Source organism: Polyangium fumosum, from assembly GCF_005144585.1.
Lineage (GTDB): Bacteria > Myxococcota_A > Polyangia > Polyangiales > Polyangiaceae > Polyangium > Polyangium fumosum.
In genome coordinates this window covers 87,726-107,523 of sequence record NZ_SSMQ01000037.1, presented here as the reverse complement: position 1 = coordinate 107,523, position 19,798 = coordinate 87,726, and the positions used below count along the sequence as shown (strand labels likewise).

Genomic DNA, 19,798 nt, shown 5'->3' with positions numbered 1-19,798 from the left:
CCTTGCAGCCAGCCGCCGAGGCAGGTAGCCCTTGCAGCATGAGCGAAGCGACCCCGGGCGGCCGGCCCGCCGGACACGGCCATGGCCAGGGCAGCGAAGAGCTGCCCTCGATCGACGTGAGCGAGCGCGGCGCGCCGCGGGACGGGCAGCCGCAAACGATGGATCGGCGGCTGTTCATGCAGCTCCTGGTGTTCCAGTGCGAAGAGGCAGCGGGCTTGGGTACGGTGCGAGACTTCGCTGTGACCTTGCGCCGGGCCATCCAGGCCAAGGGCGTGGGCGCTGTGGTCTACGCGGACGTGAACGACCCGTGGGGCCTCGGGTTGCTCACGTGGAGCGAGGATCCCGGCGCTTTTGTGGAGGTCGTGCACCCCGCCGCGATCGAGACGATCGGCCCGCCCCGAAAGCTGCGCCCCGACATGACCATGCTCGGGCGCACGTATTCGTCGGGCTACGAGCAGGATCTCGAGTACTGGCTGCTCCGGCGTCCCGCGGAGACGGCGGCAAACCCAGCGTGGCCGTGGGCAGTGTGGTATCCGCTGCGGCGAAGCGGGGCGTTCTCGAAGCTCGAGCCGCGAGAGCAGGGCTCGATCATGCGCGAGCACGGGACGATCGGAAAAGCCTACGGAGCGAAGGACCTGGCGCACGACATCCGGCTCGCATGCCACGGGCTCGACGCGCGAGACAACGAATTCGTGATCGGCCTCGTGGGCAAGGAGCTGCACCCGCTCTCGCACATCGTGCAGTCGATGCGGAAGACACGGCAAACGAGCGAGTTCATCAGCCAGATGGGGCCCTTCTTCGTGGGACGCGTGCTCGGCTGATCTCAATGCCTGGGAGCGCGGAGCTGGGGCTTTGCCCCAGGCCCCACCAGGGGCTGTCCGCCCCTGGACCCGGACCAGCGAGGCGCTGGACCCAGGGTCGATGAACTGCGCGATGCGCAGTTCATCGAACAGCCGCTGGCAAGACGGCCAACGCCCCTGCCAACCAGCACCGGCAGCGCCGCAGGTTCAACTGGCAACGTACCCGTCGCCAGCTTGGAAGACACCTCCAGGGTCTTGCCACCGGCCCGTGGGAAGAACTGCGCATCGCGCAGTTCTTCCCCCTTCGGTCCAGGCCGTGCCTGGTCCGGGTCGAGGGGCGGACAGCCCCCGCGGGGTCCGGGGCAGCGCCCCGGCGCCACGGCCCCCGATACCCACCCCTCACGTCCATTCAGTACGAGACGTCCATTTCGAGGATGACCGTCTGGATGCCCTCGATCACGCCGTCGCGACGGGTCGGGTAGACGGTCACGGACGTCCGCTTGTTCGACACGAGGTCGACGAGCGTCGAGATGTAGCCTGATTGCAGCGGGGAGTACCAGGGAATGGCCCACGCGGGGATGCCTCGCTGCACGAACGTGATCGTGCCTGGCGAGAACGAGTTCGCCTCCCATTCGCCGAAATCGTAATACCGCTGGGCGATGAGACGGAAGCGCGAGGGGAAATCGTCGATCGAGCGGCCCTGCACGAACGAGCGATAGGCGTGATCGGCGTCGTACTTTGCTTGCGCGCGGCCCTGGCCCTGCGCGAAGAGCTCGAGCTGGACGTTCGCGAGCGAGGCGCACCCGGCGCTCGCTGCCACGAGCGGGAAGAAATCGTAGAAGCTCGACGCGAGGAAGGGCTGGGTGAGGTATTCGCGCAGGATCGGATCACGGAATGTATTCGTGAGCGACGGCATCCCTCCGTCGAGCCGCGTCGAGACATAATGGAGCATGCCCTTGTAGGCGATGCCCTTCACCCGGAATGGGCTCCGGCCCGCGGGGCGCGGCAGACGCTCGAACCAGCGGCGATCACTCGCGGGTGAGACGCTTGGCGGCGGGAGATCGACCATCCGGCTCGATCGGGGCTCGGGTGGCGGCGACGAGGGGCGCTGGGCTGCGGGCTCGGAGAGCTCGCGGAACGAGGAGAGGCCGGGCATCGTCGCCGCCATGCCGATCGTCGGGTCCGAGGAGGGCGGGGCCGAGGGCGGGATGGACGGGAAGACGTCCGCGTACGTGCGGGAGCGGATGGAGGGCGGCGGGGGCTCGACGCTCTTCAGGTTGGAGAGGGCGTCGAGCGCGGCGGCCACGGCGGCGCCGTCGGCGGGGCGGGCGCCGGGCTCCTTCGCGAGCATGCGGGCGACGAGGGCGTCGAGGGCCTCGGGGACGTCGTGCCGGCTCGAGCGCAGACGCGGGGCGTCCTCGGCGAGCAGCTTCGTGATGATGGCCATCGGGTGCGGGCCGTGGAAAGGAGGTTGACCCGACAAACATTCGTAGAGGAGACAGCCGAGCGAGAAGACGTCGGCGCGGGCGTCGATGTACCGTTTGTCGCCGCGCGCCTGCTCGGGGGCCATGTACCCGGGGGTGCCGAGGACGTTGCCGGTGCGGGTGAGGCCGCTCGATGCGTCGTCGAGGCGGGCGATGCCGAAATCGAGGAGCCGGACCTTGTCGATTGCGCCGTCGACGAGGAAGACGTTGCTCGGCTTGACGTCGCGGTGGACGATGCCGCGTGTGTGGGCGGAGCCGAGGGCCACGGCGATACGGCGTGCGAGGTCGAGGCTGTCTTCGAGGCGCAAGGGCTCGCGCGTGAGGCGCCGATCGAGGCTCTCGCCTTCGAGCCACTCCATCACGAGGTAGGGCTCGCTATCGGACGAGATGCCGTGCGTCACGTAGCGGACGACGTGCGGGTGCTCGAGCCCTGCGAGGGCCTTGGCTTCCTTGAGGAAGCGGGCCTGCGAGGTCATGTCCGGCGCGTGGAGGACCTTGATCGCGACGAGCTTCGTCGTCTGCCGATCGAGCGCTCGGTACACCGATCCCATGCCGCCGACGCCGGCGCGCTCCAGAATGGCGAAGCGTCCGTCAACGACGTCTCCCGTGCGCATGGGACCGGATGATGCCCGAAGGACATCCGCGGCATCAAGGTGCTCGTGCGCGCTTCGTTCAGGCGACCCGGATCACCTCGTTCGGTTTCTGGGTGGGCGCCGGAGGATCCCGGATGACGGGCGGCGCGGGCGGCGGCTCGCCCGGGACGGGGCTCGGCGCCGGCGGCTCCTCGATCGGGCCCTTGCGGATGCGCGGCTCCTCGATCGGATCCTTGCGGATGTGGGGGTCTTCGACCGGCGGCGGCGCTTCGGGTCGCTTGGACGGACCGGGAGACGATTTTTCCTCCGTTGCGGTCCTTTCGATGGTTCGGGAGATGGGCATGCTCCGACGAACGCAAGCCTGGTGCCCCGGGCGCGTGTGCGTCCTCGGTCGGGCGCTTTACCGGGCCGATAACGACGGGTATCCTGGCGGGCATGGACCTCGTACGGATGCTGGAGAACTGCCGGCGTGATCAGTGGCGCGTCGGCGACCTCGACTGGAGCCGGAAGCCTCGGGCCATGTCGCGGGAGGACGAGATCGCGATCGTGCAGCTCTTCACGGACATGTCGGGGATCGAGCGGCTCGCGGGCGCGCTCTTCCGCGAGCAGGAGCGGCGCGTGGAGGATCCGACGCTGAAGGCGATCTTCCGGACGTTCGTGATCGACGAGGTGCGGCACGCGCACGCGGCGCAGATGCTCGCGGACTTTTATGACGTGCACCATTACAAGTTGTATCGGCAGAGCCCGAGCCTGACGGCGTTCGCGCCGCATTTCGTGGACGCGATCCATTACCTGAGCGACGACGTCGCGAACGCGTACATCGTGGCCGGGGAGCTCATCCTGGACATCGCCCTCCTCCGGTCGATCAACGATTTCGTGCACGACGAGATGAGCCAGGCGGCGATGACGCTCATCAACCGCGACGAGTCGCGCCACATCGCGATCGACTACCACATGGCCGAGTATTACGGGTCCGAGGCGTACGAGCGGCGGATGGCCGAGCGCCAGACGAAGCTCTCGCTCGTGGAGCGGGCCCGGGGCGCGAAGGCGTTCGTGTTCATGCTGCACTCCGCGCATCCGTTCATCCGCGACGTGTTCCTCGATCCGATGAACTTCGTCGATCCCGAGGGCAAACGGCTGCGCGACGCGTTCAAGCGGATGCAGCTCCTCGGGCGGAAGGAGGAGACGCCGCGGCGGCCGTTCACGCGGTTCTTGCGGGTCTTGCAGGACGGGGTCGATCACCCGATCACGGGCAGGCTGCTCGGCGATCTGCTCGGCCGCGTCGGGGGCGTGGGCAAGGAGTTCATGGCCCGGCAATACGACGACACGGAGCTCACGCGCGTCCGGCGCATGTCGTACGAGGAAATGGCGAACGAGGCGCTCGCCGCGAAGGACACGACGAACTAACGTTTGGCGCGGCCGTGGCCGTGGCCGAGCGCGAGGGCGATGCCGCCTTGGAGCGTGCTCCGGGTGCGCATGTGTCCGAGCTCGGCGCCGAGCTCGACGAGGGTGCGGGCCATCGCCGGCCGAATGCCCGTCAAGACGACCTCGGCCCCGAGCAGCTCGACCGCGCGCGCGGCCTGCACGAGGACGCTGGCGACGTGCTCGTCGACGACGGGCACGCCCGTGACGTCGAGGATGACGATCGACGCCTGGTTCTCCGCGATGCCGGGGAGCAACGTCTCGAGCACCTGATCGGCGCGGCGGGCGTCGATGGTGCCGATGAGCGGCATCACCACGACGCCTTCGGCGATCGGCAGGAGCGGCGTCGAGAGGGCGCGGAGCGTGGCGTCCTGCAGGCGCAGCATTTCCTCCTGGAGCTTCCGCGCGCACGCCTCCGCTTCTTTTTGCTCGCTGACGTCGACCGAGATGCTGCACACGGCCATGGGTTTGCCCTCGGCGTCGCGGAGGGGGAATTTCGTCGTGACGAACGTGGCGACGCCGCCTTCGCGGGGCATCACGTCGTCCCGCACGAGCGGCTCGCCGGTCCGGATCACCTGGGCATCCGAGACCATGTAGGCCTCCGCGATCCCGGGCGAGAAGAGCTCCACGTCGGTCTTGCCGAGGAGCTGCGCGCGGTTCGCCCCGAAGAAACGCTCGGCCTGGCCGTTGACGAGCAGATAACGGCCCGCGAGGTCCTTCACGTACACGAGCGAGGGCGCGTTCTCGACGATCCCGAGCAAGAACCGCTGGCTCTCCTCCAGCGCGCGCTGCGCCCGGATCCGCTCGGTCACGTCGAGGTTCACCTCGACCGTGTACCGCTTTCCGTGGACGTCGACGGGCTGGAACGAGGTCTGCGTCCAGACCTTCCGATCCTCGGTGCGCTCGATTCCCGCCTCCGCCGTATCGTACGAGGTGGGCGGCATGACCACGGTCTCCCCACGCAGGGCCCGCTCGAGGTGCGCGGTATACCCCCGGGCCACGGCCTCCGGGTCCTCGAACAGGTTGTGTTTGCCGACGACGAGCTCACGCGAGGGGATGGCGAGCATTTCCCGGTCGACCCGGTTGATCTCGACGAGCCACCCCTCGGCGTCGTGCACGCCGGCCGGGACGGGCAAATGCTCGAAGAATGCCTGGTAGAGGTCCGCCCGATGGTTCGCGGCCTGGAGCGCCGCTTCGAGCTCGGTCACGCGCGCACGGAGCCGCTCGGTCTCCTCTTGCAATCGCTGGATTTCCTGGACGTCCATTCTCCCCCATCGATGGCTAGGACCCCTCCCCGAGGATCGTTCCTTAGAACGATCCGGGGCGGCCGTACAGAAGGATTCGGTCGCGAAGAGCTCGTCACTTGTGTGGCAGCTTCGTTCCACGGCGGCGAACGAGCCGCGCGACGACGAACCCGAGGAGGGACGCGAGGAGCGGCATCGAGCCGGACTTTCCAATCAAGCCAAACGCGACGCAAAGGAGGACGAGGCGGAGGACGAAGATGATCGTGGGGCGCGCGCGCTCCCCCGTCTCGTGGTGAATTCGCTCGCCCTCGGCGATGGCCTTTGCATGCGCCCAGCCGAGCGCGAATCCGAGGGCGAGGAAGAGGAGCACGCGAAGGACGAGGTTCGTCAAGGGGCCTCCGGTTTCGAGAGCGCGGCGCCAAACGCCACCTTGCCGCCCAGGATCACGCGGTCGATCTTCACGTCGAGCAGCGATCGATCCGCGGCGAGCGCGCCTGCAAAGACAGTCAGATCGGCGACGTAGCCGGGGGCGATGCGGCCGTGGGTGGCCTCGGTGAACGAGGCGTAAGCCGGGCCCGTGGTGAAGGCGGCGAGCGCCTCGTCGAGGGAGATGCGTTGCTCGGGCAAGAAGCCCCCCGGCGGTGCGCCCGAGGGATCCTGGCGGCTCACGGCGGCCCACAGGCCGAGGAGGGGCGAGGGCTCCTCGACGGGGAAATCCGAGCCGAAGACGAGGCGCGCGCCGCTGTCGAGCAGCGAGCGCCAAGCATACGCGCCGCGCAACCGCTCGGGGCCGAGGCGCGCCGGGGCCCAGGGCATGTCGCTCGTGGCGTGGGTCGGCTGCATGGAGGCGAGGACGCCGAGCGCGGCGAACCGCGGCAGATCCTCGGGCGCGAGGATCTGCGCATGCTCGACACGAAAACGAAGCACGCGCGCCCGGCCCTCGCCAAGCGCGGCGAAGGCGTCGAGCACGTCACGGTTGGCGCGGTCGCCGATGGCGTGCACGGCGAGCTGGTAGCCCGCGTCGGCGAGGATGCGGGCCGCTTCGGTGAGGGTGGTCCGGTCCGCCATCGAGAGGCCTACGCTCTTCGGCTCGTCGGTGTACGGCGCGAGGAGCGCGGCGCCGCGGGAGCCGAGGGCGCCGTCAGCGAAGAGCTTGACCCCGCGCAGGACGAACATGGCCGTGCCTTGCGGGTCGATGTCGGGTTTTCGTCGCGACAAGGCGGAGAGGTTCGGTCCGCCCGCGAGATAGGCGTACACGCGGATCGGGAGCCGGCCCTCGGCCGCGAGCTTGCGGTAGACGGCGACGGTCGCCTCGCCGATGCCCATCTCGTGCACGCCCGTGAGGCCGAGCGAAAGCGCGCGCTCGGAGGCGCGCAGGATGCGGCGCTCGGTGACCTCGGGAGGCTCGCCGGGGATCTTCGCCGTGACGAGGTCCATGGCATTGTCGATGAAGACGCCGGTGGGCGCGCCGGCGGCGTCACGCAGAATGCGGCCCCCCGGGGGATCGGCGGTCTTTTCGTCGATGCCGGCGATCCGCAGGGCGGCTGCATTGGCCCATAACGCGTGACCGTCGATGCGGGTGAGCGCGACGGGCCTTCCGGGGACGGCGGCGTCGAGCGGGGCGTGCGTGGGGAACGCCGCAGGGGTAAAGAGGTTTTGATCCCAGCCGCGGCCCGTGATCCATTCGCCCGGGGCGCGGCCTTTTGCCTCCGCCGCGACGAGCCGGGCGACGTCCTCGGGGCTCTTCTCGCCGCGCACGTCGAGGCTCTCGAGCGCGGCGCCGAGGCCGTGGAGGTGGCAATGGCCGTCGACGAGGCCAGGAATCACAGCGCGGCCGGCGAGGCGCTCCACGCGGGTCTCCGGCCCAATGAACGAGCCGACCTCGGCGTCCGTGCCGACCGCGACGATGCGATCGCCCCGCACGGCGATCGCGCTGGCCTCGGGGCGCGCCGGATCCATCGTACGGACGGCGCCGCCGAGGAACACGAAATCCGCGGGAGGTCGTGATTGCGGGGCAGGCGCGGGGGAAGCCCCACAGCCGAGGACCAGGGGCGCGAGCGTCGCCGCGAAGAAGGCGCTTCGGAACATCACGCCCACTCTAGCAGCGCGAGGTCGCGTGGGTCTCAGCGTGAAGCCGCCTCGCTGGGGCTTTGCCCCAGGCCCCAGCAGGGGCTGTCCGCCCCTGCACCCGGACCAGCCAGGGGCTGGACCCAAGCTCGATGAACTGCGCTCCGCGCAGTTCATCGAACAGGCCCGGTCAAGACCGGCAGCGGCGTTGCCCACCGAGACAGCCGCGCTGCTGGTTCGGCCGGCAACCTGGGTTCTTCGTCGGCCTGTTTGAAAAACTGCGCACCGCGCAGTTTTTCAACCCTGGGTCCAGCGCCTCGCTGGTCCGGGGTCGAGGGGGCGGACAGCCCCCCGCGGGGTCCGGGGCAGCGCCCCGGCACGGCGCTTACCCATGCGCAGCGTCAGGAGGGGACGCGCGTATTCAATTTGTCGACGGCGTGGACGGGGGCGTCGTTCCCCGCCATGAGGTGCGCGATCGCGCCGAGGACGAGGCGGTGCTTCTCCAGCGTGTTCTTGCCCGCGAAGACGGCGCTGGTGACGGAGATCTCGAAATGCCCTCCCCCGCCCTGCACCTCCACCACGGCGTCGCTGATCTTTTCCTTGATGGCCTTCTCGATCGCCGCCGGGATCGAGCCCTGGAACGTGGTCATGTGGTAGGACACGCGCGTTTCCTCCGAAATTCGTCAATACCGCGGAACCGAGGGGTCGACCGCGACCGACCAGGCGTCGATGCCCCCCTCGAGGTTGTATACCTTGGAAAAACCGCGCCCTACGAACGCCTCCGCCGCCGAGCGGCTGCGGCCGCCGTGGTGGCAATGGAAGACGATCGGCGTGTCCTTGGGCAGCGCTTCGAGCCGCTCGAGCTCGGCCTGATCGAGGAGCTTCGCTTGCGCGATCCGCGCAATGGCGTGCTCCTTGTCGGTGCGGACGTCGACGAACTCGAAGCGCTCGCCCGCGTCGAGCATCTCCTTCAGCTTGCGCACGGAGAGCTGACGGACGCGCGGCGGCTCGTTCGGGTTCTCGATCCGGAAGCCGGCGCCCTCGGGGCCGTCCACGAAATCGATGGAGACGCCGTCGGCCCGACGCGCGCTCGCCGGGTCGACGAGGACCGTGAGGCCGCCTGCGTCGACCTCGATGTCGCCCTCGGCGCGCGGCCCGAAAAACAGCCCATACTCGAAGCGCGGGCTCACCTCGAAGCGGAGCAGCTCGCCCGGCGCCTCGGCCGCGGCCTCGGTGAACGCGCGCTTCGCCGCCTCGCTGATCGTGATCTTCGGCGCCTTCACCTCGCCGCCGCCGCCCGCGGCCCCGCCGAGCTTCTGCGCGAGCTCGCCGCTCTCGCGCATCTCCCGGATGATGTCGGCCCCGCCGACGAACTCGCCGTCGATGTAGAGCTGCGGGATCGTGGGCCAGCTCGCGTAGGCCTTGATGCCTTCGCGAATCTCGGGATCTTCAAGGACGTTCACGGTCGTGTAGCTGGGCAGCACGGCGTCCAGGATCTGCACGACGGCGCCGGAGAACCCGCATTGCGGAAATCGGCGCGAGCCCTTCATGAAGAGCACGACACGGTCGGACCGGACGAGCGCCTCGATACGCTGCTTGAGCGGTTCACTGAGATTCATCGGTTTCCCTCGATCGGCCGGGACTCTCGCACGTCTCGAAACGTGACGCTACGTCATTTAGACCGAACCGCCCGCTCGTCCGTAGACGTGCGCCACTGACGTTCGTCGCCCCGCGCGCTCCCCCCCGTGAGCGCCCGAGGGGCGATGTTTCCACGCGCCGGGCGTCCAGCGCGTACCGGGAGAAGTGTGTCATGACGAACCGATGGCTCCGTGTCCCCCGCACCCGCCGCGCGCTCGCCGCGAGCCTGCTCGCGCTCTGCGCAGGAGGGCTCATCCTGCACAGGGCGCCGCTCGGCGCGCGGACGAACGTGGCGTTCGCGAGCCCGAGCGAAGGAGGCGCGGGCGCGACGTTCTCGGGGCCCGGCGCGCGCGGGTCGATCACGCTGACGCAATCGCGCGTGTTCGGCGGGAGCGAGGCGCGGGTCTCGGCGGTGCTGCGGATCAAGGCCGACCCTACGGACACGCGGGAGCGGGCGCCGCTCGCGCTCGCGATCGTGCTCGATACGTCGGGCTCGATGATGACCGAGAGCAAGATGAAGCAGGCCAAGGAAGCCGTGGCGGAGCTCATCCGCGAGCTGCGCGACGACGATCAGATCACGCTCGTGCGTTACGCGTCGGACAGCGAGGTCCTGCAGCCGCTCGCGCGCGTGGGCGACGTGCGCGAGCGGCTCCTCGCGAACATCTCGGAGCTCTCCGCGAGCGGAGGGACGAACATCCCGCCGGCGCTTTCGCAAGGGATGGGGACGCTGGCGAACGCCTCGCCGGGGCGCGTGAAGCGGGTGGTCCTCGTGAGCGACGGGCTCGACAGCGGGCGCATCGCGGCCGAGCGGATCGCGCGGGACGGCGTGGAGGATCGGGTGACGGTGTCGTCGCTCGGGATCGGGCTCGATTTCGATCCGGGGTACATGGGCGGGGTCGCGGAGGCAGGGCGCGGCAACTTCGCGTTCGTGAAGGACGGCGCGGCCCTCCGGACGTTCCTGCGCCGCGAGCTCGAAGAGACGGCCGCGACGACGGTCGAGGCGACGGAGGCGCAGCTCGTGCTCCCCGAGGGCGTGCGGTTCGTCCGGGCGATCGGCGCGGAGGCGCGGACGGAGAACGATGGGCGTGAGGTGCGGTTGCGGATCGGCTCGCTCTTCGCGGGCGATGAGCGGCGCGTGGTCGTGGAGCTCGCGGCGAACGCGGAGGCAGGGCAAAAGCTCTCGATCGGCGGCGAGGTGGGCTGGTCGCTCGTGGGCGGAGAGCGGACGCGCGTGGCGCTGTCGCCGCTCGATGTGCATGGGACGGCCGACACGCGGGAGGCGGAGCGCAGCGTGGATCGGGCGGCGTTCGCGGAGGCGACGAGCGCGCTCGCGTCGAGCCGACAGATCGAGGCGGCCGCGGCGCTGGAGCAAGGCGACATGCAGGCGGCGCAGCGGATCGTCGACGAGAACATCGGCGCGCTGAAGGCCGCGGCAGAGGCGGCGCCCGCGCCGGCCGCGACGGCGATCCAGGCGCAGGTGGACGCGTACGAGCGGGCGAAGAAGGAGATCCACGCGGCGCCGCCGAAGAGCGCGGGCGCGAAGGCGGCGGCGCGGAGCATGGCCGACAAGGAGTTCTCGAACCTCGGCCGCGCGGCCTCGTACTGAACGACAACCCGTTGGAGATGCAAGGAATCATGCGGAAGCTCGCCCTCCTCGTGGCCGCCGCGGCGGCGTTTGGTTTGTGGCCCTTCGCGGGCCGGCTCGGGCTCGTCACCGGATCGATCGCGCTGCTCGCGCTGGGCGTGCTGCTCTCGATCGCGGCGAGCGCGACGATCGAGGGCCTCGCCGCGGCAGGCGGGGCGCTCGGGGCGCTCGCCGCGGCGCTCGTGGGGCCGGCGTCCCCGGCCGCGGCCGGCGCGGCGCTCGTGGCGTTCGCGTACGCGGAGCGGACGACGCGGGTGAAGGCCGGGGCGGCGCGGCTCGTGCACGTGGGCGGCGCGCTCGTCGCAGGCGCGCTCGCGGGGACGATCACGGCGGCGTACGGGAGCGGCTCCGCGTCGATCCGCGTGGTCGCGTCGCTCGTCGCGGCCGTGCTCGCTGCGCTGCCGCTCTTCGTGGAGGCGGATGATCCGGTCGCGTACGCGCTCGACGGGCTCGCGGAGGATGGTGGCGAGGAGGCGGGCGCGTCCTTGCGGGAAGGCGCGGCGCTGCGGAGGCACGTGGACGAACGGCTGCTCGACGCGGCGGCGGCGCGCGAGGTGCGCGCGAGCTGGAAGGCGCTCGTGCGGCTCGGCGAGGCGCGCGCGCGGCTCGAACGAGCGCGCGCCGGGGGAAAGGGCGCGCTCGCGGACGCGCCCGCGGCGGTGGCGCGGCGCGTGGATCAACGCATCGGCGCGCACGTGGCGGCGCTCCGGCGCGCGTACCTGCTCGCCGACACGGCGCACGCGGCCGAGGCGAGCGAGGACGTGCGGGCGCTGGAGGTCGTGGAGGCGACGGGGGAGAAGCTCGAAGCGACGAGCGAGGCCTTGCTCTCGTCGTGACGGCGGCGCGCGGAGGCCGCTGGAAACGCGGCCGTCCGGGGGTCTATGCTCGGGCGTGATGGCCCCCCGGGCACCGAGCCTCCCCCGCCGCGTCGCCGCGCTGCTCGACAAACGGCCGGTGAAGATCGCGCTCGCGATCAGCATCCTCGTCTCGCTCCTGCCCCTGCCCCGGCTGGAGAACGCGCTCCGGCCCGTCTTCCTCGCGGTCTTCACGGTCGAGCTCGCGCTGCGCTGGATCGCCCTGCGCCGGCCCCGAGAGGAGATCAAGCGCTTCGAATGGTTTTTCCTGGTCGTCGATCTGCTCGCGCTCCTGAGCTTCGTGCCCTTTGAGCAGATCGGCGATCCCAGGTACGTCGCTCCGCTGCTCTCGCTCCGGCTCGCGCGGCTCTTGCTCCTCTTGCGCTTCGCCCGCGAGCTCGCGGCCGATGTGTACGCGATCGTGACGCGGCGCGAGCAGCTCCAGCAGTTCGGGCTCGTGACGGTCGCGGTCTGGTCGCTCGCGTTCGGCGCGGCCGTGGTGCTGGATCACCTGGCGATCCGCTACGATTACACGGGCGACGGGGTCGGGACCGACGCTGATTTTTTCGATCGGGTGTGGTGGGCGTTCCGGCAGCTCGAGAGCGCGGACAACCTGGTCGGGACGATCAACGTGCCGGCGCCGATCGCGCTGCTCTCGCTGGGGCTCACGCTCGTCGGCGTGTTCATGGTGTCGTTCATCATCGGCATCGGCTCGAACATCGTCGATCAGGTGGTGCGGGCCGAGCGGCGGCGCACGGTCGACTACGACGAGCACTCGCTGGTGATCGGGCCGGTGCACGAGGCGGAGATGCTCGTGCGGGAGTTCGCGCGGCTCTACGAGCGAAACCGGATGCTGCGGAGCTTCTTCCGGCCGGCGGAGATCCTGCAATGGATGCTCGGGCGCGGGGCGATGCCGCGCCGGCACGCCCTGCCGCGGATGGCGCTGCTCGGGACGACGGAGAACCCGCCCGGGTACCTCTACGAGCCGATGATGCGGTGGGTGATGTACCGCGAGGGCGACGGCTGGGATCCGGACGCGCTCGCGCGGGTGTCGGCGGCGACGGCGAAACGCGCGATCCTGCTCTCCCGCGCGGACGCGGGGCCCGACGCGGACGCGGTGACGACGATGACGCTCGCGTCGTTCCGCGCGCAGAACCACGACGCGCAGGTCTTCGTCGAGGTGGTGGAGAGCGAGAACCGCGCGCTCGTGATGGCGATCGGTGGACCTCCTACGTTCCCGCTCGACATGCCGCGTTTCCTCGGTCTTTTTTTGTGTCAGCACCTCGTCACGCCGGGGGTCGAGGCGCTCTACACGGACCTCATGACGGCCGACGGGTCGGAGTTCTACACGCACATGTTCGTGGAGCCCGGCGAGGTCGAGGCGATCGAGGCGCTCGGCGGCGAGGACGGTCTCGTCCCGTTCGAGCGGCTCGCGCGGGCGGCGTACGAGGAGCGCGGCGTGCTGCTCACCGGGGTGTTCCTGGGGGAGACGACGCCGCGGCGGACACGCGGGCTCGTGCCCGTGGCGAACCTGGAGCAATGGCTGAACCCGCTGCGGGATCCGGAGGTGGGCTCGGGCGCGTGGAAGCTCGGGGCGCGCGCGGGGCAGATCCCGACGAAGCTGCTCCGCGGGATCATCGGGGTCACGGCGACGTACGCGCCGCTGCGCAGGTACGGGCGGGATCTCGTGATGGGGCGCGGGATCACGCGGGTGGATCCGCCGGCGGCGCCGCGGCCCGAGGTCCACACGTGGGCCGAGGACACGCACATGGCGCGGGGGCTGCTCTCGCGCGTGCTCGTCGTGGGCTACAGCCCGGCGCTGCCGTCGATGGTGCAAGAGCTCGCGCGGTTCATGCCGGGCGTGGACGCGACGCTCGTGCTCGGCGAGCGCGGTGACGAGCGGATGCCGCTCGCGGCGCGCCTCGCGTCGCTCGGCATCGGCATCGAGCGCGACGTGCCGCCGCCGGGGCGCGAGGGCGTGACGATGCCGCTGGAGCACGGCGGGCGGGTGACCGTGTACACGCAGCGCGGGCACGATCTCGCGTCGTTCGCGGTGGCGTGCGCGAAGAAAGGCGGGCCCGTGGGCGCCGTGATCTTCCTGAGCGAGCCGGACGCGGTGGATCGGGACGCGCGGACGACGATGCGGCTGCTCCGGTTCGTGGCGGCGCTCGAGCGCGGCGAGCTCGCGCGGGGCGAGCGGCTGCACGTGCTCGCGGAGTTCGCCTCGGTGCAGAAGGGCGAGCACGCGCGCAGGCTCGTGGACGCGAAGAAATGCGGGTTCGCGTCGGCGGATAGGCTGCGGCTCTCGCTCGTGAGCACCGACCGGATCAAGAACTACTTCATGGTGCACAGCGCGTTCGTGCCCGGCGTGACCGCGCTCTACGACGAGATCCTCGGCGAATACGGCCAGGAGATCGTGCGGCTGGAGCCGGGGGACCACGCGGCGGAGGCGAAGGGCGCCGTGCGGTTCGACGAGCTGCGGGAGGCGCTCGCGCCGCGGCAGGTGATTCCGATCGCGATCGAGCGGCGGACCGTGGACGAGAAGGCGCGGGAGCGGCTGGAGGTGCTGCTCAATCCGCCGCGGGATCGGAGCTTCGATCTCTCGGAGATCGTGGCGATCTACGCGCTCGCCGAGAGCCGTGATCTCGAAGAGCCGGCCGCGCGCGAGGCGCGGGAGCGAACACCCGCGGTGCGGAGCGTGAGTCCGTTCGGGGCCTCTGCGAGCGCCTGAGGATCAGGGCGCGGCGCGCGGCGTCTCGTCGAGCACGCAATAAAGCAGCGTGGGATCACATTTCACGCGGTAATCGGGGTTGATCCCGGAGGGCGTGACGCCTTCGGCGGCGTTTCCGGTGGTCGCGCAGAGCGCGTCGTCCGGCTCGTTCGTGGGTTTGCCGTCGGCGTCGGCCTTCGCGCAGTGGACCGCCGGGAAGAGCGCGACGAACGTGTACGTCGCCGAGCAGCCCTCGATGAGGTCCTCGTACGTCATCGTGCCGACCATCTGCGTGCCCGGCGCGGCGGCGGTCACGTACACGGAGAGGTTCTCCCACGTTTGTCGGAGCCGCTTCGCGGGCAACGTGACGGGGTTTCCCATGTCGTCCATGATCTCGGCCTCCGGCAGATCGAGCTCCGCGGCCGCGAGCGCGGTCGTGCCCGCGGCGCCGCCGGCAAAACAAAGATCCCGCTCGTCGGGGTTCGTCGTGGACGCGCCGAGCGCATAAGGAATGTCGTCCTCCCCTGCCCCGAGCCCCTCGCGCTCCCGGACGAGGCCGCCGAACGTGTCGGACTGGACGGCGATGCTGCGCTTGTCGTAATCGGCGAGGGTCCGATCTTCGTTCGGCGCGAGGAACGTGGAGAGGCCGATCTCCTCGCCGACGAGGTCGGCGCACGCGCCCGTCCCAGAGACGAGCGTGTATTTCGCAATGAAGGGCCCGTGCCCGACGACGCACTGGATCGGGGGCTGCGAGCACGAGGCGCCGCCGAACGAGGCCAGGCCGAGGCCGAGGGCCGCGGCGGCGAGGAAGGAATGACGTTGTTTCATGGTTTCGTCTCCTCGTCGGCGCGCTCAGAAGGTGACCCGCGCGTTGAAGCGGACCTGCCTCGGGAGCTGGAATGCGTTGGGGTTTCCGAAATTGGGATTCTTGTCGACGTCGTTGAAGGGCTGGCCGTCCCAGTACACGAGCTTGCCCTTCGCCGCCGGGAGGTCGTCCATGGTGCCTCCGGCAATGGGGCGGACGTCGGCGAACGTGTAATTCGAGTCCACGCCGGTCACGGCCTGGAAGTTGAAGATGTTGAAGATGTCGACGCCGAAGGTCACGCTCTTGTCCTTGCCGAGCTGGAAGCCGGCCGTGACGTTCGTGTCGATCGAATGGACCCACGGCGTCCGGCCGCCTTCGCCGCGCGGCAAGATGAAGACCTCGCCCGTGAGGTATTGCGGGTGCGCGCCGAGGACGTTGATGGGCGTGCCCGAGCGGGCGGTGTAGCTGCCGCCGACGCTGATGCTGACGTTGCCCGGCAGGACGAACTCCTTGGCGCCGAAGACCTTGATGGAGTGGGTGCGGTCGCCGGGGAGCGGGCCCTCGCGGTTCGGCAGGAGCGAGATGAGGTCGAAATCGGAGTTGATGTTCGGGTCGAGCTGCTGCGTCTCGGGCCGGAAGAGGCCGGCGAGGTTGCCGCGCAGATAGGCCGCGGTGTAGCTCGCCTGCGCGAGCCAGCGATTCGCAAACGCCTTCTCGAAGAAGATCATGAACGAGTCGTAATCGCGGACGGCCTCGGGGAAGTCCTTGGCGATGCCGTGGCCGGGGTTTCCGATGAAGTAGGTGTTCGCCTCGTCCCGGCTCATGTCCTCGACGGCATGGTTGAGCGTTTGGTGGGTGTACGCGCCGCCGATGCGCGCGCCGGTGAAGAGCTCGTATTCGCCGCCGAGGACGAGCTGGTCGGAGGACTGGGGCTTGATGTCCGGATCGACGGGGACACGGTCGGAGCCGGTGGCGCCGAATTTCCGGGTAGGATCGGTGTTTCCGTTGATCGTGGTGAGGTTCTGCGGGTCGTCACAAGCGCCGCGGACCTGCGCGGGATCCCGCGGATCGCAGACGTTCGAGCCGCGCAGGGAGTAGATCTGGAGCTCGCCGGGGAAGGAGCGGTCGACGAGGTTCAGGGTGATGGCCTGGTAAAACCGCGCGAAATTGCCGAAGATCTTGGCTTTGCCTTTTTGGGTCGGATCCCAGATGACGCCGACGCGGGGCGACCACTGGTTCGGGAGCGTCATGCCAATGCGACCGTCGTTGCCCGTGACGACCTGCGCGTCGTACCGGACGCCGAGGTTCAACGTGACACGGTCGAGGATGTTCCAGCTATCCTGGACGAACCCGCCCACGGTATAGGAGCGCGAGGTGGTGGAGAACGAGTTCAAGAAGACGGGGCGGTCGGGGCCTTCCAAGAAGCCGAAGCGGCGGGCGTCGAGGAAAAAGGCGCCGTCCGGGGTCTCGCGGAACGCATTGCCGCCGCTCACGCCGCGGGCGCTGGTGTAATCGAGGGCCTCGAAATCAATGCCGGCCTTCAGGATGTGCTGGCCGAGGAGGCTGCCGATCGCGGTGAAGATGGCCCGGCCCTGGATGCGGTTCTGCGAGGCCTGGCGCAAAAGGCCGGGGCCGCCCGTGGCGTAGTTGACGACGGGGCAATAAAGCGAGGCGATCTCCGCGCTGCCGCCGGGGGCGCACGCCTCGCGCGCGGCCGCCGGCAGGTTCTCGAATTCGGTGATCGGATACCGCCCGCCCGAGGACCTGCGCCACCCGACGTTCGGGATCCCCGCCATGGTGCCCGGCGAGCCGATGTCGGCGACGCCGCTGCCGTCGGCGGCGGCCTGGGTGATCGAGCCATGGACCCAGCCGATCGTCGTATCGAGCAGGTACTTTTTCTCCTTGAAGGACGAGGAGGTCTTCAGGACGACGTTGTTCGAGAACGATTCGTTGATCCCGCCGAACGCCGAGTACGGCCCTTGCAGGTTCGGCGCAGAGCCGCCGGTCTGGAGGTTGAACGGATAATCGCCGGCGCCGCCCGAGGTCTGCGGCACGCCGAAGACCGAGAGCGAGATGTTGTGGTCCTGGTTGGCCTTGAACGTGAGCTTTCCGATGTACTGGTACGTCCGGCTCGTGGCGTACTGGGTGGTCTTCGTCCCTGGCAGGAGCGAGGTCTGCTGAAACCCGGTCTCGGAATCGCGGATCGGAATGGGGTTCCCCATGGAGTCCACGGCGGGCGTGCCGTCCGGGTTTTCGACGTAGAGGAGCTTGTTCAGCGAGCGTTCGAGGCGCGTCTTCTGGATCGCGAGGCTCATGCCGGTGAAGAACCAGAGCCGATCTTGCAGAATGGGGCCGCCGAGCTCGAAGCCGATGTCCTGGATGGTCGCGAGGCTCGGGTTCGTCTGGATGGTGCTCCCCACGCGGGGAATACGGGTGCGCTCGCCTTCGAGCGCGCCGGGCGTCATGGCGCTGAAGAAGGAGCCGTGGAACGCGTTCGAGCCGCTCTTCGTGACGACATCCATGACGCCGCCGATCGAGCGGCCGTATTCGGGCAGATAACCGGCCGTGATGACGTTGACCTCGCGGACGAACTCGCTGGAGAGCGGCGTGCCGAGGATGCCGAACGCGGCGTCATTCGCGGAGAGGCCGTCGATGACGAAGCCGTTCTCCGGGGAGGTCGTGCCATTGACGGAGACGCCGTAGGTGTCCGTGAAGGTGCCGGGGGCGATGGTGGCGAGGCCTTCGAAGGAGCGGGTCGCGCCGCCTTTGCCGGTCGGCGGGTTCGTCGGGACGCGCCGGGTGAACTCGGGGCCGACGCTGGTCTTGACGCCGGTCGTGTAATCGATGACCGGCGGGGTGGCTTCCACGACGATCACGATGCCGGTTTCCATGGTCTCGGGGAGGATCTGGATCTGGACGAGCGCCGAGCCGCCCGCGCGGAGCGTGAAGGGCTTGGAGGCAAAGGGCCGGAAGCCGCTGCCGCCGTCGGCGCGAATGACGTAGGCGTCGCCGGGCGGCAAGCTCGGGATGCGGTAATTGCCCGCCTTGTCGGTCACGACGAGCTCCTCGCCCTGGAGCGCGGGCGAGGTGGCCGTAACGACGACGTTCGGGACCGGCTGGTTCGTCTCGGCATTGATGACCTTGCCCTGCACGGTGGCGCTGCCCTGCGCGAGCGCATCGCTGCCGAAGCAGACGATCGCCGTGGCGAGGGCCGGCGCGCAGAAGAGAAATACTCGATTCGGCCGTCTCACGTGGACCTCCCTCGAGCCCACCCCGCGGGCTCGACGGCCGCAAGAGCAGCGACCGTGCCACACGGGGACGGAGAGGGTATTGGCGCGAAACGAGGGAGTTCGCGGGCGGGGCGGGTTTCACGGCGCGCGATTTGCGCAAGAGGTCCTTGCGCAAGTCGCGCAAGGCCATTCGATCAGGTTGCGCAAGCGGCGGGGCGCGGCGCCTTCATTGCTCGGTGTCGTCGCAGGGGCTCTGGCATTGTTCGTCGGCCGTGTCGGTCTTGCAGTCGCCGTCGTTGTCGACGCAGTCCCCGCAGGCGTAGACCTCGCCTTGGCACGTCACGACGTTGCAGACGTCGCCGCAGCCGCGCTGGATCGGGTCGCAGGTCTGGTTGCAGGGGCAGAGGGCGTGGTTCGGGATGCCTTTGCAGGTATCGAGCCGTTCGTCGCAGACGTCGTCGGTACAAGCGATGCCGTCGCTGCACGTGACGGGCGTGCCCTCGATGCAGCCCTGGAGCGGATGGCAGACCTCGACGCCGTTGCAGAAGGCGCCGTCGTCGCAGAGGTGGTCCCGCGGGTCATGGACGCAGGTGCCGGTCGGGTCGTGGCAGAGGTCGTAGGTGCAGGCAATGCCGTCGTCGCAGTTCACGGGCGCGCCGCTCGTGCAGCCGAACTGCGGGTCGCAGGTCTCCACGCCGTTGCAAATCTTTTCGTCGGCGCACTTCGCGCTGTCCGGATCATGGTTGCATTCGCCGGCGACGCATTTGTCGAGGGTGCAGTCGATGAAGTCGTCACAATCGAGCTCGGCAGAGCAGCCGGCCGATGCGCTGCCGGAACCGCCGACGCCGGTGGGATCGATTCCGCCTGCACCTGCGCCTCCGCTTCCGCCTGCGCCTCCGCTTCCGCCTGCGCCTGCGCTTCCGCTTCCGCCTCCGCCTTCCCCGAGGGAACCGCCTGCGCCGGTCCCGTTCGTATCGCCTCCCGCGCCGCCCATTCCGGCGCCGCCGGCGCCCACGGTCGCGGCGCCGACGCTCCCGCCGGTGCTCGTGGTGACCTCGTCCGACGCACCCCCGGGGCCCGTTCTCTGTTCGATCGCATCCGAGCCACGACACGCGGCGAGCGCTCCCCATGCCAAGAGCATGGCGCCCGCCACGAATGCTCGATTCGTGTCCATGTAAGCCCCCCAGAAAGAAGTCAGATGTTCCGGGGAGGAGTCTGACCCGTAAAAAACGGAACCTCCACGGCAGACCTGGGGCTTTTCTCGAATTTCAGCGCGCTTTGTACGTCCGCGAAAAACAGGTCTTCG

General features: G+C 69.6%; 15 protein-coding genes. 5 read left to right on the top strand and 10 right to left on the bottom strand.

The genetic code is table 11. The annotated features are described in order from the left end of the window. Nucleotides 1-38: 38 nt before the first annotated feature. Complete coding sequence (locus tag E8A74_RS30290; RefSeq protein ID WP_136932576.1) at nucleotides 39-821, top strand: chlorite dismutase family protein; 783 nt, start codon at nucleotides 39-41, stop codon at nucleotides 819-821. A 388-nt stretch (nucleotides 822-1,209) separates the two neighbouring features. On the opposite strand, the gene E8A74_RS30285 is transcribed toward E8A74_RS30290, so the two are convergent. Next, nucleotides 1,210-2,898 carry a serine/threonine-protein kinase gene (locus E8A74_RS30285; RefSeq protein ID WP_136932575.1) on the bottom strand — a complete coding sequence of 563 codons (1,689 nt, stop codon included), beginning with the start codon at nucleotides 2,896-2,898 and terminating at the stop codon, nucleotides 1,210-1,212. Nucleotides 2,899-2,956: 58 nt separating this feature from the next. Next, entirely contained in the window at nucleotides 2,957-3,220 is a 264-nt protein-coding gene (locus E8A74_RS30280; RefSeq protein ID WP_136932574.1) for a hypothetical protein, read from the bottom strand. A gap of 92 nt (nucleotides 3,221-3,312) precedes the next feature. Here E8A74_RS30280 and E8A74_RS30275 point away from each other — a divergent pair, with 92 nt between their 5' ends. Further along, the gene (locus tag E8A74_RS30275) at nucleotides 3,313-4,284 is read left to right on the top strand and encodes a hypothetical protein (protein WP_136932573.1); all 972 of its coding nucleotides are present in this window, start codon (nucleotides 3,313-3,315) and stop codon (nucleotides 4,282-4,284) included. On the opposite strand, the gene E8A74_RS30270 is transcribed toward E8A74_RS30275, so the two are convergent. The 5 genes from E8A74_RS30270 to grxD all read right to left on the bottom strand — a co-directional run bounded on the left by E8A74_RS30270 (nucleotide 4,281) and on the right by grxD (nucleotide 9,229). Next, nucleotides 4,281-5,564, bottom strand: a complete 1,284-nt coding sequence (locus E8A74_RS30270) for a PAS domain-containing protein (protein WP_136932572.1) — start codon at nucleotides 5,562-5,564, stop codon at nucleotides 4,281-4,283. The genes E8A74_RS30275 and E8A74_RS30270 overlap by 4 nt on opposite strands. Nucleotides 5,565-5,658: 94 nt before the next feature. Then, the gene (locus tag E8A74_RS30265; RefSeq protein WP_136932571.1) at nucleotides 5,659-5,934 is read right to left on the bottom strand and encodes an N-ATPase subunit AtpR; all 276 of its coding nucleotides are present in this window, start codon (nucleotides 5,932-5,934) and stop codon (nucleotides 5,659-5,661) included. Beyond that, nucleotides 5,931-7,631, bottom strand: coding sequence for an amidohydrolase (locus E8A74_RS30260; protein ID WP_136932570.1), 1,701 nt, complete (start codon nucleotides 7,629-7,631; stop codon nucleotides 5,931-5,933). The genes E8A74_RS30265 and E8A74_RS30260 overlap by 4 nt, the downstream gene beginning before the upstream one ends. Nucleotides 7,632-8,011: 380 nt before the next feature. Beyond that, entirely contained in the window at nucleotides 8,012-8,272 is a 261-nt protein-coding gene (locus tag E8A74_RS30255) for a BolA/IbaG family iron-sulfur metabolism protein (protein ID WP_211365477.1), read from the bottom strand. A 21-nt stretch (nucleotides 8,273-8,293) separates the two neighbouring features. Further along, a complete protein-coding gene (gene grxD / locus E8A74_RS55855; protein WP_136932569.1) occupies nucleotides 8,294-9,229 on the bottom strand; it encodes a Grx4 family monothiol glutaredoxin in 936 nt (311 codons plus the stop codon). A 191-nt stretch (nucleotides 9,230-9,420) separates the two neighbouring features. Here grxD and E8A74_RS30245 point away from each other — a divergent pair, with 191 nt between their 5' ends. The 3 genes from E8A74_RS30245 to E8A74_RS30240 are packed head-to-tail and all read left to right on the top strand — an operon-like array spanning nucleotide 9,421 to nucleotide 14,478. Further along, the gene (locus E8A74_RS30245; protein WP_136932568.1) at nucleotides 9,421-10,854 is read left to right on the top strand and encodes a vWA domain-containing protein; all 1,434 of its coding nucleotides are present in this window, start codon (nucleotides 9,421-9,423) and stop codon (nucleotides 10,852-10,854) included. 29 nt (nucleotides 10,855-10,883) lie between these two features. Next, complete coding sequence (locus tag E8A74_RS52875; protein ID WP_170229482.1) at nucleotides 10,884-11,729, top strand: hypothetical protein; 846 nt, start codon at nucleotides 10,884-10,886, stop codon at nucleotides 11,727-11,729. A gap of 58 nt (nucleotides 11,730-11,787) precedes the next feature. Further along, the gene (locus tag E8A74_RS30240) at nucleotides 11,788-14,478 is read left to right on the top strand and encodes an ion transporter (protein WP_170229481.1); all 2,691 of its coding nucleotides are present in this window, start codon (nucleotides 11,788-11,790) and stop codon (nucleotides 14,476-14,478) included. A gap of 3 nt (nucleotides 14,479-14,481) precedes the next feature. Here the strand turns inward: E8A74_RS30240 and E8A74_RS30235 are convergent, their stop codons facing one another. The 3 genes from E8A74_RS30235 to E8A74_RS54135 form a co-directional block, all read right to left on the bottom strand. Further along, nucleotides 14,482-15,285: a hypothetical protein gene (locus E8A74_RS30235; protein ID WP_136932566.1), complete on the bottom strand. Its 804-nt coding sequence runs from the start codon at nucleotides 15,283-15,285 to the stop codon at nucleotides 14,482-14,484. Nucleotides 15,286-15,309: 24 nt separating this feature from the next. Next, nucleotides 15,310-18,513 carry a TonB-dependent receptor gene (locus E8A74_RS30230; RefSeq protein WP_232379816.1) on the bottom strand — a complete coding sequence of 1,068 codons (3,204 nt, stop codon included), beginning with the start codon at nucleotides 18,511-18,513 and terminating at the stop codon, nucleotides 15,310-15,312. A 205-nt stretch (nucleotides 18,514-18,718) separates the two neighbouring features. Further along, nucleotides 18,719-19,666 (bottom strand): hypothetical protein, encoded by a 948-nt coding sequence (locus E8A74_RS54135; RefSeq protein ID WP_211365476.1) that lies wholly within the window; start codon nucleotides 19,664-19,666, stop codon nucleotides 18,719-18,721. Nucleotides 19,667-19,798 lie beyond the last annotated feature (132 nt).